The 12,545-nt window shown below is 78.1% G+C and carries 13 protein-coding genes; 10 read left to right on the top strand and 3 right to left on the bottom strand.

Annotated elements, in window-relative coordinates; translation table 11 throughout:
- The first annotated feature begins 117 nt into the window (after window positions 1-117).
- On the top strand, window positions 118-615 hold the full coding sequence (locus GTQ99_RS12125) for a carbonic anhydrase (protein WP_166615989.1): 498 nt from the start codon (window positions 118-120) through the stop codon (window positions 613-615).
- Here GTQ99_RS12125 and GTQ99_RS12120 read toward each other — a convergent pair.
- Window positions 538-1,803, bottom strand: a complete 1,266-nt coding sequence (locus GTQ99_RS12120; RefSeq protein WP_166615988.1) for an MFS transporter — start codon at window positions 1,801-1,803, stop codon at window positions 538-540. The two genes, GTQ99_RS12125 and GTQ99_RS12120, sit on opposite strands and share 78 nt — an antisense overlap.
- 41 nt (window positions 1,804-1,844) lie before the next feature.
- Between GTQ99_RS12120 and GTQ99_RS12115 the strand changes: the two genes are divergently transcribed.
- Window positions 1,845-3,023 carry an ROK family protein gene (locus tag GTQ99_RS12115; protein ID WP_166615987.1) on the top strand — a complete coding sequence of 393 codons (1,179 nt, stop codon included), beginning with the start codon at window positions 1,845-1,847 and terminating at the stop codon, window positions 3,021-3,023.
- Window positions 3,024-3,053: 30 nt separating this feature from the next.
- On the opposite strand, the gene GTQ99_RS12110 is transcribed toward GTQ99_RS12115, so the two are convergent.
- Window positions 3,054-5,594, bottom strand: a complete 2,541-nt coding sequence (locus tag GTQ99_RS12110) for a hypothetical protein (protein ID WP_166615986.1) — start codon at window positions 5,592-5,594, stop codon at window positions 3,054-3,056.
- 142 nt (window positions 5,595-5,736) lie between these two features.
- Here GTQ99_RS12110 and GTQ99_RS12105 point away from each other — a divergent pair, with 142 nt between their 5' ends.
- From GTQ99_RS12105 to GTQ99_RS12075, 7 genes are all read left to right on the top strand, one after another.
- Window positions 5,737-6,438 carry a GAF and ANTAR domain-containing protein gene (locus GTQ99_RS12105; protein ID WP_338074946.1) on the top strand — a complete coding sequence of 234 codons (702 nt, stop codon included), beginning with the start codon at window positions 5,737-5,739 and terminating at the stop codon, window positions 6,436-6,438.
- A 57-nt stretch (window positions 6,439-6,495) separates the two neighbouring features.
- Complete coding sequence (locus GTQ99_RS26890; protein WP_166615985.1) at window positions 6,496-7,248, top strand: IclR family transcriptional regulator domain-containing protein; 753 nt, start codon at window positions 6,496-6,498, stop codon at window positions 7,246-7,248.
- Window positions 7,249-7,267: 19 nt separating this feature from the next.
- Window positions 7,268-8,815, top strand: coding sequence for a glycerol kinase GlpK (gene glpK, locus GTQ99_RS12095; protein ID WP_338074945.1), 1,548 nt, complete (start codon window positions 7,268-7,270; stop codon window positions 8,813-8,815).
- Window positions 8,816-8,826: 11 nt separating this feature from the next.
- On the top strand, window positions 8,827-9,126 hold the full coding sequence (locus GTQ99_RS12090) for an antibiotic biosynthesis monooxygenase (protein ID WP_166615983.1): 300 nt from the start codon (window positions 8,827-8,829) through the stop codon (window positions 9,124-9,126).
- 87 nt (window positions 9,127-9,213) lie between these two features.
- On the top strand, window positions 9,214-9,576 hold the full coding sequence (locus tag GTQ99_RS12085) for a hypothetical protein (protein ID WP_166615982.1): 363 nt from the start codon (window positions 9,214-9,216) through the stop codon (window positions 9,574-9,576).
- The gene (locus GTQ99_RS12080; protein ID WP_338074944.1) at window positions 9,573-10,013 is read left to right on the top strand and encodes a hypothetical protein; all 441 of its coding nucleotides are present in this window, start codon (window positions 9,573-9,575) and stop codon (window positions 10,011-10,013) included. Before GTQ99_RS12085 ends, GTQ99_RS12080 begins: the two co-directional genes overlap by 4 nt.
- 177 nt (window positions 10,014-10,190) lie before the next feature.
- Window positions 10,191-10,577: a VOC family protein gene (locus GTQ99_RS12075; protein ID WP_166615981.1), complete on the top strand. Its 387-nt coding sequence runs from the start codon at window positions 10,191-10,193 to the stop codon at window positions 10,575-10,577.
- Window positions 10,578-10,592: 15 nt separating this feature from the next.
- Here GTQ99_RS12075 and GTQ99_RS12070 read toward each other — a convergent pair whose 3' ends face one another.
- Window positions 10,593-11,522: a sugar-binding transcriptional regulator gene (locus tag GTQ99_RS12070; protein WP_166615980.1), complete on the bottom strand. Its 930-nt coding sequence runs from the start codon at window positions 11,520-11,522 to the stop codon at window positions 10,593-10,595.
- Between the two features lie 150 nt (window positions 11,523-11,672).
- Between GTQ99_RS12070 and GTQ99_RS12065 the strand changes: the two genes are divergently transcribed.
- Window positions 11,673-12,464, top strand: coding sequence for a GolD/DthD family dehydrogenase (locus GTQ99_RS12065; RefSeq protein WP_166615979.1), 792 nt, complete (start codon window positions 11,673-11,675; stop codon window positions 12,462-12,464).
- Window positions 12,465-12,545: the final 81 nt, after the last annotated feature.

Below are 12,545 nucleotides of genomic sequence, written 5' to 3'. Positions count from 1 at the left end.
CTGCCCCGCTGCCCCGCTGCCGTGATCTTCCACGGTGCACCGTGGAAGATCACGGCAGCGGGGGCGGGACCGGGCCGGGCTCGGGACGGTGCGCGGCAGGTGCCACGATGACCTGCCGTGGATGACTTCTCCGACGTCCTGACCGCCAACGCCGCCTACAGCGCGAGCTTCGTCGACGAGGGCCGACCCGGGGTCGCGGGCCGCGGCCTGGCCGTCCTGACGTGCATGGACTCGCGCATCTCCCCGCTGGACGTGCTCGGCCTGCGCCCCGGCGACGCGAAGATCCTGCGCAACGCCGGGGCGCGGGTCACCGACGACGTGCTGCGCACGCTCGTGCTCGCGCACTACCTGCTGGGCGTGCAGCGGGTGCTGGTCCTGGCGCACACCGACTGCGGCATGACCAAGAACACCGACGCCGACGTGCACGCCAAGGTGCTGGCGCAGGGCGTGGACTCGCGCAGCATCGAGTTCCGCACCATCGCCGACCAGGAGGCCACGCTCGTCGGCGACGTGCAGCGCATCCGCTCCTGGCCGTTCCTACCGCCGACGATGCCCGTCGGCGGCGGGGTCTACGACGTGCGCACCGGCGCCGTGCGGATGGTCGTCGAGCCCTGAGCCGTGCCGCTGGCGCCGCCGGGTCCGCTGCCGGGGCAGGTCCCCGGCGGCGGGCCGCAGCGCCAGCGTGGACAGCAGGCCCAGACCGGCGAGGAGGGCACCGGCCAGCGCCGGTGCGCGCACGTCGGCGCCCAGCAGCAGCCCGCCGGCCCACGCGCCCGCGGCGATGCCGACGTTGAAGGTGGCGTTGACGAGGGCCGGTGCCGCGTCGCTGCCGCCGCCGGCGCGCAGGGCGGCGGTCTGCAGCAGGGTCGGCAGCGCACCGAACGCGGCGCCCCACAGCGCGACGACGGCCACGGTGGCGACTGCACCCTCGGCCAGGGCCAGCGCCAGCAGGCACGCCACGGCCAGGGCGACGCCGCAGCGCAGCACGGCCGAGCCGCCGCGGTCGGCCAGGCGCGCGGTGAGCGCGAGGCCGACGAGGCTGGCCAGGCCATAGGTGAAGAGCACGAGGCTGACCGAGCCGCCCGGCACCCCGGCGGCCAGGACGATCGGCGTGACGTAGGTGTAGGCCGTGTAGTGCCCCAGGGTCACCAGCGTCGTGGTGAGCGCGACGGCCAGCAGCGGCCTGCCGCGCAGCGCCTGGCGCACCGACGGCGGCCGGTCGGCGGGCGCGGCGCGGTGCCCGGGCGGCAGCACGGCCGGCACGGCCGCGGCGAGGACGAGCAGCAGCAGCGAGGTGGCCGCGAACGCCCACCGCCAGCCCACCGCGGCGCCGAGCGCGGTGCCCAGCGGGACCCCGGCGGTCAGCGCCAGGGTGACCCCGGAGTTCACCAGCGCCAGCGCCCGCCCGGAGCGCTCGCGGGCGACCAGCTCGACGGTGGTGGCCACGACGACCGAGAAGATGCCCGCGTGCGCCAGACCCCCCAGCAGCCGCGCGGCCAGCGCCCACCCGTAGCCGGGGGCGAGCACGACCGCCGCGTTGCTCAGCGCGTAGCCGACCAGCAGCGCGAGCAGGACCGGGCGGCGCGGCCAGCGCGCCAGCCAGGCCGTCACGGGGACGGCGCCCGCCGCGACGACGACCGCGTAGGCGGAGACCCACCAGCCGATGCGCGCCTGGTCCACGGCGAAGGCCTCCGCCAGCTGCGGCAGCAGCCCCACGGGCAGCACCTCGGTGGTGACGGCCGCGAAGAGCGCGGCGGTCAGCAGCAGCAGGGGCGGCAGCGGGGGTCGCGGGGTCGGGCGCACGACCACGAATATACTCGGGTGTCGAGCAAAAAGGAGGGGCGATGACGACCGGAGCGGCCCGCGGCCCGCAGCTGCTGCGCCTGGTGCACGCCAGCCCCGGCCTGACCCGCGCCGAGGTCGCCCACGCCCTGGGCGCGAGCACCGGCACCACCACCGAGGTCGTCACCCGGCTCGTCGCCGAGCACCTGCTCCAGGAGGGGGCGCCCACCTCCGGCGGCCGCCGCGGACGGCCCACCCGCCCGCTGAGCGCCCACCCGCAGGGCCCGCTGGTGCTGGCCGCGGTCGTCAGCCACGAGAGCTGGCGGCTGCAGGCCGTGCAGCTGGGCGGCACGCCCGTGGCCGCGACCGGCGGCCACCACGACGGCACGGACCCCGCCCGGGTCCTGGCCGCCGTGCGGGACGCCGCGCGCCGCACCGCCCGCCGCTTCCCCGGCCGCGTCCGCGGCTGCGGGCTGGCCGTCCCCGGGCTCGTCACCGACGGGCACCGCCTGCACGCGCCGCTGCTCGGCTGGTCCGACGTCGACCTGCGCCGGGCCTGGCCGCGCGACCTGCTCGACGGCACCGGCACCGGCACCGGCACCGGCACCGGGATCGACGGCGACCTCCTCGTGGCCGGCAACGACGCGCGGCTGGCCGCCGTCGGGGAGTCCGCGCGCGGGGCCGCCGTAGGTGCCCGCGCCGCGCTGCACCTGCACCTGGACGCCGGTCTCGGCGGCGCGCTGACGGCCGGCGGGGTCCTGGTGGACGGCGCCCGCGGCACCGCCGGGGAGTTCGGGCACCTGCCCTTCGGCGACCCGGCCGTGCGCTGCGGCTGCGGCGCCGGCGGCTGCTGGGGCACCGCCCTCGACGGTGCCGCGCTGGCCCGCGCCCTCGGCGAGCCGGTGCCGCGCGACCCGGTCGCCTCCAGCCACCGGGTCCTGGACCGGGCCGCGGCCGGGGAGGCCGGCGCGGGCGCCGCGGTGCGCGGCGTGGCCGCTGCCCTGGGGCGCGGGGCGGCCGGGCTCGTCAACGCGCTCGACGCCGACCTGGTCACCCTGGGCGGGCTGGGCGTGCGCGTGGCCGAGGTGGCCGGGGACGTCCTGCAGGAGTCCTACCGCGCCGGGCTCATGGCGTTCCGCCGCGCCGACCCGCCACCGGTGCGGGCGGCCGCCCTCGGCGAGGACGGCCCGCTCACCGGCGCCGCCGAGCTGGTGTGGTCGCGGCTGTGGCCGCGCTGCTGACGGCCCGCACCGCCGACCGCGCCGGGTTCCTCAGATCTTGATCTTCGCGGCCCGCATGCGCTTCTTCTTGCGCTGCTGGGCCTCCTTGAACGCCCGCTGCACCTTCAGCCCCCGGCGCCGGAAGAGCAGCAGGTCCATGGCGTGGTCGAGGACCTGCTGGTCGGTGGCCGCCAGCCCGAGCGCGGCGTACGTCTCGTTGAACGCCGCGTCGAGGACGTCCGCCGGCGTCTGGTCGATGTTGGGGTGCGTGCCGGCCAGCCGCTCGACGAAGGCCGCCACGGCGGCGGCGTCCTGCGCCGAGGAGGCCAGCCCCGGCGGCAGCGCGGGTGCCTCCGCCGGCGCGGGTGCCTCCGCCGGCGCGGGTGCCTCCGCGGGCGGCTGCGCGAGAGCTTCCCGCTCCTCGGCCCGGCGCGCCTCCTGCTCCGCGCGGAGCGCCTCCTCCTCGGCCCGGCGCGCACGCACCTGCGCACCCGCCTGCCGCCACGCCTCGACGACGCGCTGCACCTCCCGCTGCGGGTCGCGGAACCAGGCCGTGCTCCAGAGGCGGTGGACCGCCCAGCCCGCCTCCTGCAGCTGCTGCGGGCGCAACCGGTCGCGGTCGCGCACCGTGGGCAGCGCGCGGTAGGTGGGGCCGTCCAGCTCCACGGCGAGCAGGGTCTCGCCGCTGCCGTCGGCCGCCGCGACGGCGACGTCGACGGGGTAGCCGCCGACCCGGCGGCCGTGCGCCAGGGGCAGGCCGGCCGCCCGCAGCGCCGCCTCGACGGCGCGCTGCAGCGGGGAGTCCGGCACCTGCTCCAGCGGCGGCGGCCAGCGCAGGTCCTCGACGGGCAGCAGCTGCGCCAGCGCGCTCCACGCCGCACCGTCCACGGCCGCGGCGCCCGCGCCCAGCGCGACCAGGCGCCGCCCGCGCCGGGCGGCCGCCAGCACCTGGGCGAGCGGTCGCCGGTGCACGTCGTCGACGACCACGACGTCGAACCCCGCGTCGGCCCCCGCGCCGGACCCCGGCTCGGAGCCCGCGTCGTCCAGCGGCCAGAGGGTGACCGGCGGCTGCGGGCGGCGGGCGAGCTCGCCGAGCAGCCGGCGCGCGGCGGCGGCCTCCCGCCGCACCTCGAGGGTGCGGAAGGCGGCCACGCGCTCGTCGTGGTCGCCGACGGCGTCCTCGAGCACGGGCAGCACGGTCGCGGCCAGGGCGCGCAGCGACACCGAGCGCACGAGCGCGGCGACGTCCGCCTCGGCGGCGCCGGCGGGCACGGCGGCCAGCAGCTCCGCCAGCCCCTGCTCGCCCACCTGCAGCCGGCGGCGGCGCGCCAGCAGCGGCGCGCGCAGCGGCTCCCGCCGCGCCGCGGCGGCGCGCAGGGCCTCCAGGTCCTGCGCCCCGGCACCCTCCGCCTCCGGGACGGCGGCGAGCGCCTCGCGCAGCGCGCTCAGCTGCTGCGCCAGCCCGGCCCGGCCCGCCCAGGAGCGGGGGCGGCCGGGTGCGTGCGCCGCCCACTCCTCGCGCAGCCGCTGCAGCCGGTCGACGTCGGCCAGGGTGAAGGCGCCGTCGTGGCGCAGGACGGCCAGGGCGCGGACCTCGCGGCGGCCCGCCCGCCCCTCCGCGCTGAGCAGCGAGCGCGAGGCCTGCGCGAAGGCCGTGCGCGCGAGGTCGAGGTCGGTGCCGAACGCGGCCGGGGCGTAGTCGCGCTCGGCCTGCTCGACGCGCTCCAGGACCGCGAGCGCCGCCTCGACCTCCGCCGCCGAGCGCGGCCGCCGCCACGCCAGCTCGGACTCCAGCGCGCTCAGCGACGCGTCGAGCGCGTCCAGCGCGGCGGGCAGGCGGTCCAGGGAGGCCAGCCGCCGGTCGACGTCCTCCAGCGTCGCCGCACCGGCGTCGTCACCGTCGCCGTCGCCGTCGCCGCCCTCGGGCGGGCGCCGGGCCGCCAGCAGCAGGGCGGTGACCTCCGCCCGTCGCTGCGCGTCCCAGTCCGCGGCACCGGCGGGCACCGGCGGGGCCCCGGACCGGGACGCGCCCGAGGCGCCCAGCTCGCCGAGCACCTCGAAGGCGCTGCGGCCGCCGTCGCCCAGCGGGGCGTGCAGCACCTGCGCGTAGCGGGCCAGGCGGGCGCGCTCGTCCAGCCAGCGCTCGTCCTGCGGCGGGTCCGCGGGCGCACCCGCCGGGTCCGCCTGGCCGGCCGGGTCCGCCGGGTCGCCGAGCAGGCCCTGCAGGCCGTGCCGGGCCAGCTCGGCGCGCAGCGCCTGCAGGGTGGCCGGGCCGCTCGCGAGCAGGACCCGCCGCCCGCGCAGCACCTCGGCGGCCAGCAGGGCGGCGAGCAGGCCCTCGGCGCCCAGCCCGCCGGCGCCGGGGGGCGCGTCGACCAGCACCGGCCCCGACAGCGCCGCGGCGAGGGCGCGGCTCTGGGCGGAGGTCGCCGGGCGGACGAGGACCTCGTCGGCGGGGGCCACCTCGTCGGGCGCGGCCGGGGGCGCCGGGGGGCGCTGCGCCAGGCGCTCGCGCAGGGACGCCGCCGCCGCGCCGTCCCCGCTCAGGGCGGCCAGCAGGTCGTCGTGCGGATCGGGGTGCGGCGTGTTCACGGGCAGGCTCTCCAGACGGGGACCGGTGTGCGCCCTCATCATGCTCGTCGCCGCCCGCGCGGCGCGCGGGGCGGGCCGGGCGGCGGGCCGGGCACCGCGGGCACCGCTGGCACCGGCGGCGCCGAGCGGCCACGATGATCCCGTGAGCGGTGAGAGCGTGCGGGAGCCGGGCGAGGGCCTCGAGCAGCGGCTGGCGCGGCTGGCGCTCGAGCTGCACGCGGAGGAGTCCCCCCAGGCGGTGATGGACCGCGTCGTCGCCGCCGCGGCCGCGCTGGTCCCCGGCGCCGAGGACGCCACCCTGACGCGGGTGCGCGCCCGGCGGGTGTTCTCCGCCGCCGCGAGCGGCGAGCGCGGACGCGGGCTGGACGAGCTGCAGGACCAGGTGGGCCAGGGCCCGTGCCTGGACACGCTCTTCCACCAGGAGGTCACGCACGTGGCCGACCTGAGCACCGACGAGCGCTGGCCGGAGCTGGCCGCCCGCGCCGGGGAGGTGGACCTGCGCAGCATGCTCTGTTTCCGGCTCTACGTCGCCGGCGACAACCTCGGCGCCCTGGACGTGGTCTCCGGTGTCCCCGGCGCCTTCGGCGAGGAGTCCGAGGAGGTCGGGCAGCTGTTCGTCGCCCACGCCGCGTCGGCCCTGGCCGCCAGCGAGCAGGTGGAGAACCTGCGGGTGGCGGTCGTCAGCCGCGACGTCATCGGGCAGGCCAAGGGCATCCTCATGGAACGCCACAAGATCACCGCCGACCAGGCGTTCGCGCTGCTGAGCCGGGTGAGCCAGGAGAGCAACCGCAAGCTGCGCGACGTCGCCGACGAGCTCGCCGCCACCGGGCGGCTGCGCCGCTGAGCAGCGCCCCGGCCGCTCGGCGTGCCGCGCGCGGGCGCGCCGCGCGAGGATGCCGGGGTGCCGGGGCCCATCCAGTCGATCGAGCGCGCCGCCGCCGTGCTGCGGCTGCTCTCCGGCGCGGGGCAGGGCCTGGGCGTCGTCGACGTGGGCAACGCGCTGGGCCTGGCCAAGACCACCGCGCACGGCATCCTGCGCACGCTCGTGGACGTCGGCTTCGTCGAGCAGGACGAGGCCGGCGACTACCGCGCCTCCCCCGGGCTGGCCGACCTGGGCCGGCCCCGCATCGACGCCAACGACCTGCGCGCGCACGCGGTGAACTGGACCGACTCGCTGGCCAGCCGCACGGGCGAGTCGGTGAAGCTGGCCACGCTCGTGGACGGCCGCGCCCTCGTCGTGCACCACGTCTTCCGCCCCGACGACAGCGCCCAGGAGCTGCTCACCGGCACCTCGCTGCCCGCGCACGCCTGCGCGCTCGGCAAGGTGCTGCTCGCCTCGGCGCCGGTGCGCCCGCGCGGGCGCCTGAGCGCCCTGACCGCGCGCACCACCGTCGACGCGGCCGCGCTGCGCCGCACCCTCGCCGCGGTGCGCGAGCAGGGCTGGGCCCTGGACGTGGAGGAGCTCGCCGAGGGCGCGGCGGGCATCGCCGCCCCCGTGCGCGACCGCGGCGGCCTCGTCGTGGGGGCCGTCGGCATCGACGGCGACGCCGACCGCCTCGTGGACACCCGCGGGCGCCCGCGCGCCGGGCTGGTGCCCGCCGTCTGCCAGGCCGCCCGGTCCATCTCGCGCGGCCTGGGCTCGCGGGCGGACTGACTCGGGCAGGATGGCCGCCGTGAGCGACGAGCGCCGGGCCGAGCACCGGGGCTACGTCGTCGCGATCGACCAGGGCACGACGTCGACGCGCTGCATCCTCTTCGACCACGCGGGCCGGCTGGTGGCGGTCGCCCAGCGCGAGCACCGCCAGCACTACCCGCGCCCCGGCTGGGTCGAGCACGACGCCGCGGAGATCTGGCGCAACGTCGCCCGGCTGGTGCCGCAGGCGATGGCGCAGGTGGAGGCCACCCCCGCCGACGTCGTCGCCGTCGGCATCGCCAACCAGCGCGAGACGGTCGTCGCCTGGGACCGGCGCACCGGGGACCCGGTGAGCCCGGCCGTCGTCTGGCAGGACACCCGCACCGCCGACCTCGTCACCGAGCTGGCCGGCGCGGCGGGCCCGGACCGCTTCGCCGACGTCTGCGGGCTGCCGCTGACCACCTACTTCGCCGGCCCGCGGATGACGTGGCTGCTGCGCCGGGACCCGGGGCTGCGCCGGCGCGCGGAGGCCGGTGACGTGCTGTTCGGCACCATCGACTCCTGGCTGGTGTGGAACCTGACCGGCGGCCCGGACGGCGGCCACCACGTCACCGACGTCACCAACGCCAGCCGCACGATGCTCATGGACCTGCGCACGCTGGACTGGTCCGCGCAGCTGCTGGCCGCCTTCGAGGTCCCGCGGGCCGCGCTGCCGAGGATCGTGGCGAGCTCGGAGGTCTACGGCACGGCCCGCTCCGTGGTGCCCGGCGCCCGGATCGCGGCCGCGCTCGGCGACCAGCAGGCGGCGCTGTTCGGCCAGACCTGCTTCTCGCCCGGGGAGGCGAAGTGCACGTACGGCACGGGCAGCTTCCTGCTGATGAACACCGGCACCGAGATCACCCGCTCCTCGCACGGCCTGCTGACGACGGTGGCCCACCGCATCGGCGACGAGCCGCCCTCCTACGCGCTGGAGGGCTCGATCGCGGTGACCGGCGCCCTCGTGCAGTGGCTGCGCGACAACCTCGGGCTCATCTCCACCGCCCCCGAGGTGGAGACGCTGGCCCGCACCGTCGAGGACAACGGCGGCTGCTACTTCGTCCCCGCGTTCTCGGGGCTGTTCGCCCCGCACTGGCGCGCCGAGGCGCGGGGGCTGATCATCGGCCTGACCTCCTTCGTCACCAAGGGGCACATCGCTCGCGCCGCGCTGGAGTCCACGGCGTGGCAGACCCGCGAGGTCGTCGAGGCGATGGACGCCGACTCGAACCTGCGGCTGGCCTCGCTGCGCGTCGACGGCGGGATGACCTCCAACAACCTGCTCATGCAGACCCTCGCCGACGTCCTCGACGCGCCCGTGGTGCGGCCCATGGTGAGCGAGACGGTCTCGCTGGGCGCCGCGTACGCGGCGGGGCTGGCGGTGGGCTTCTGGCCCGACACCGAGGCGCTGCGCCGGCGCTGGCACCGCGCCGGGCAGTGGGAGCCCACGATGGACCCCGCCGAGCGCGAGCGGGGCTGGGAGGACTGGCAGCAGGCCGTGCAGCGCACGTTCGGCTGGATCCGCACCCCGACGACCGACCCGACCACCCGCTGACAGGAGACTCCGTGTTCGCCATCGCCGTCCGCTTCGACCTGCCCGACGCCGCCTCCGCCGCCGCGTTCGACCGCCTGGTCGCCGAGACCGTGCCCGGCATCCGCGCCGAGGAGCCCGGCACGCTCGTCTACACCCCGCACCTGGTCGACGACGAGCCGCTGGCCCGGCTGTTCTACGAGGTCTACCGCGACCGCGACGCCCACCGCGACCACGAGGCGCGGCCGGCGACGGCGGAGTTCCTGCGCCGGGTGGGCGAGCTGGTCACCTCGGTGCGCGCGGAGCTGCTCACCGCGGCCGACGACGGCAGCTGAGCGGCGGGCCGCGCCCGGGGTGCGCAGGCGCCGGGCGCGGCGAGGATGGGGGTCCGCCCGCCCGCCCGCGACCTCGTGGAGCCCTCCGTGACCCGACCGGGCAGCGCGCCCACGACGCCCGACGGGCGCTACCTCGTGGTGCGGGGGCGGTTGTGGCGGTGCTCGGACCCCTCGCTGGAACCGGGGCGGCGCGCCGAGCTCGTCGCCGAGCTGATGAGCGCGCGCCGCGAGAAGGGCGCCGCGCTGCGCGCCGGGGACCCCGCGGCGCGCGAGCGGGCCCGCGCCCGCGTCGACGCGGCCAAGCACGCCCTCGGCGAGCGCGGTCCGGTGTGGTGGGACGATGGCGCCCCGGACCTGACCCGGCACCTGGCGCGGAACTCCCCGTACGCCGACTGGTACGCCGCGCTGGAGGACCAGGACCGCGACGAGCACGAGGGCGGGCACCCGTGACGCCCGCGCTGGCCGCCGGGGCGGGGCCGCTCGTGGCGCTGCTCACGGCCTGCGCGCTGCACGCCGGTTTCCAGGCCGTGGTGAGCGCCGTCGTCTACCCGGCGCTGGCCGAGGTCGGGCCGGAGCGCTGGGGCGCCGCGCACGGCGCGCACTCGCACCGGATCGTGCTGCTGGTCGCGCCGCTGTACGCGGGGCTGGTGGCGGTCTGGGGCTGGGTGGCGCTGACGCAGCGCCTCGACGCGGCGCTGGTCGTCGCCGCGGCGGGCACCGCGCTGGCCGGGGCCACGACGGCCCTCGTCGCCGCTCCGCTGCACGCCCGGCTCGGCCGGGAGGGCCCGAGCGCGGCGCTGCTGACCCGGCTGCTGCGGGCGGACCGCGTGCGCACGCTCGGCGCGCTGCTGGGCCTGGCCGGCGCCGTGGCCGCGCTGGTCCGCTGAGCCCGCGCCCGTGCCCGCGCCGCCGTGTCGGAGGGGGGCGCCAGGATCGGCGGCGACCGCGCCACCGGGCGCGGGCACCGCACCGCACCGCACCGCACCGCACCGCACCGCACCGCACCGCACCGCACCGCACCGCACCGCACCGCACCGCACCGCACCGCACCGGAAGGGCTCGCCGTGTTCCTCGGACTGCGCACCGCCATCTACCCGGCTCCCGACCTGGCCGCCGCCAAGCGCTGGTACGCCCGGCTGCTGGGTCTCGAGCCGTACTTCGACGAGCCGTTCTACGTGGGTTTCGAGGTGGCCGGCTACGAGCTGGCGCTGGACCCCGCCGGCGACCCCGCGGCCGGTCCGGTGACGTACTGGGGCGTCGAGGACGCCGACCGGGCCCTGGCCCGGCTGCTGGCCGCGGGCGCCGCCCCGCGCGAGCAGGTGCGCGAGGTCGGCGGCGGGATCCGCGTCGCGACCGCGCTCGACCCGGCCGGCAGCGTGCTGGGGGTCATCGAGAACCCGCACTTCCGCCTCCCCGGCGCGGTGCCCGCCGGCCCCGGCCCGGGCCGCTGACGAGCCTGCGGACCCTCAGGCCCCCGCACCCCGCGCCAGCAGCCGGCGCGCGAGGTGGACGTCGGTGACGACCGAGGACAGCAGCCCCGAGCGCAGCAGCGCCTGGGCGGCGGCGGTCTTGCCGCGCCCGCCGCCGACGCCGATGACGTCGGGCACGGCGCGCAGCTGCTCGTCGGTGATCGCGATGCGCCGCTCGTCGAGCGCGCGGATGCGCCGGCCGTCGGCGTCGACGAGCAGCCCGCCCGTCTCCCCCACCACCCCGGCGGCCGCGAGGCGGCGGGTCTCCTCCGCGCCGATGAGGGCGGGGATCTGCGAGAGCTCCGGCGTCCACGCCCCGATGGCGACGACCGCCTTGGTGACCCGCGGGAACAGCGACAGGGTGGTGCGGATCGCCCGCGCGTCGTGCAGGGCGCTGGCCGTGCGCCGGTCCGGCACGACGATGGGCGCGAACACCGAGTGCACCCGCCCGCCGTTGACCTCGCTGATGGCGCGGGTGATGTCCGGGCCGGTGTCGCCGACCGCCCCGCCCATGCCGGTGATCTGGACGACGTCGCAGTGGGCGATGCCGCCGAGGTGGCCGGTCATCGAGCGCAGCGTGCGCCCGCAGTCGATCCCCAGCAGGTCGTCGCGCGTGACGATCTCGCGCAGCAGCTGCCCGGCCACCTGGCCCAGCGCCTCGCGCACGCTGGACTCGTCCGGCGTCTGCACCGCGAGCGCGCGGCGCAGCCCGAAGCGCACCCGCAGCTCCTCCGACACCTCGTAGTCGACACCGGCCGGGGCGTGGATCTCGATCCGCACGAAACCCTCGTCGAGCGCGGTCTGCAGCATGCGGCCGACCTTGAACCGGGACAGCCCGCGCTCCTTGGCGATGTCCACGCGGGAGACCCCGTCCAGGTAGTGCCGTCGCGCCACCACGACCAGTTCGGTGATCTCCTCGGGGCCCATGTGCTCATGTGAGCAGAGGGTTTGACAACCGTGCAAGCCGGTCGCGAGCATCTGCGCCACTGGAACGGCCGGACGCGAGGGGGCGCAGCCACCGCGAGCACCGTCGCCGCGGCCGCCCCGGCCACCGTCCCGCAGACCACCGGAGGAACCGTGAGCACCACCGCAGCCGGAACCGAGCCGACCGACGAGGCCGTCGACCTCAGCTTCCGCCTCGACGGGCGGACGGCGCTGATCACCGGCGGGGCCTCGGGCATCGGCAGCGCCATCGCCGGGGTCTTCGCCGATCGCGGCGCCCGCGTCGTCGTCGTCGACCTCGACGGCGAGGCCGCCCGCCGGCGGGCGGCGGAACTGCCCGGCGAGGCCGTGGGCCTGGCCGGCGACGTGTCCGACCCGGCCGCGGTGGCGGAGTTCACCGCCGCCGCCGAGTCGGCCACCGGCGGCGTCGACGTGCTCGTCACCTGCGCGGGCATCGTGGACCTCGCGCCCGCCGAGGAGCTGTCCGCGGCGGCGTTCACCCGCACGCTGGCCATCAACCTCACCGGCACGTTCCTCACCGCCCAGGCCGTCGGCCGGCACATGCTGGAGCGCGGGCGCGGCAAGGTCGTCACGATGGCCTCGCAGGCGGCGTCGGTGGCCCTGGACGGCCACGCCGCCTACTGCGCCTCCAAGGCCGGCGTCGTCGGCCTCACCCGCGTGCTGGCCTCGGAGTGGGCCGGGCGCGGCGTCACCGCGAACTCGATCTCGCCGACCGTCGTGCTCACCGACCTCGGGCGCAAGGCGTGGGCGGGCGAGAAGGGCGAGCAGGCGAAGGCGGCCATCCCGACCGGCCGCTTCGCCCTGCCCCGGGAGATCGCCGGTGCCGCGCTGTTCCTGGCCTCGGGCGCGGCCGACATGGTCAACGGCGCCGACCTCGTCGTCGACGGGGGTTTCACCATCCGCTGACTGCTCATGTGAGCAGAGGTTTTGACATCCGAGCCGCTCAGGAGAAACCTGTGGCCGACCCGGGGCGCAGGGCAGCGCCCC

Origin of the sequence: Kineococcus vitellinus (assembly GCF_009906315.1) — a bacterium.
GTDB classification, from domain to species: domain Bacteria; phylum Actinomycetota; class Actinomycetes; order Actinomycetales; family Kineococcaceae; genus Kineococcus; species Kineococcus vitellinus.
The sequence above is the reverse complement of the archived record's forward strand: the minus strand, read 5'-3'. Positions and strand labels throughout refer to the sequence as shown.

What these genes read in the sequence shown, in the direction of transcription:
- GTQ99_RS12115 (WP_166615987.1), top strand. Translation starts at nt 1,845, where the DNA reads ATGACGACCGGAGCGGCCCGCGGCCCGCAGCTGCTGCGCCTGGTGCAC.
- GTQ99_RS12070 (WP_166615980.1), bottom strand. Translation starts at nt 11,522, where the DNA reads ATGGGCCCCGAGGAGATCACCGAACTGGTCGTGGTGGCGCGACGGCAC.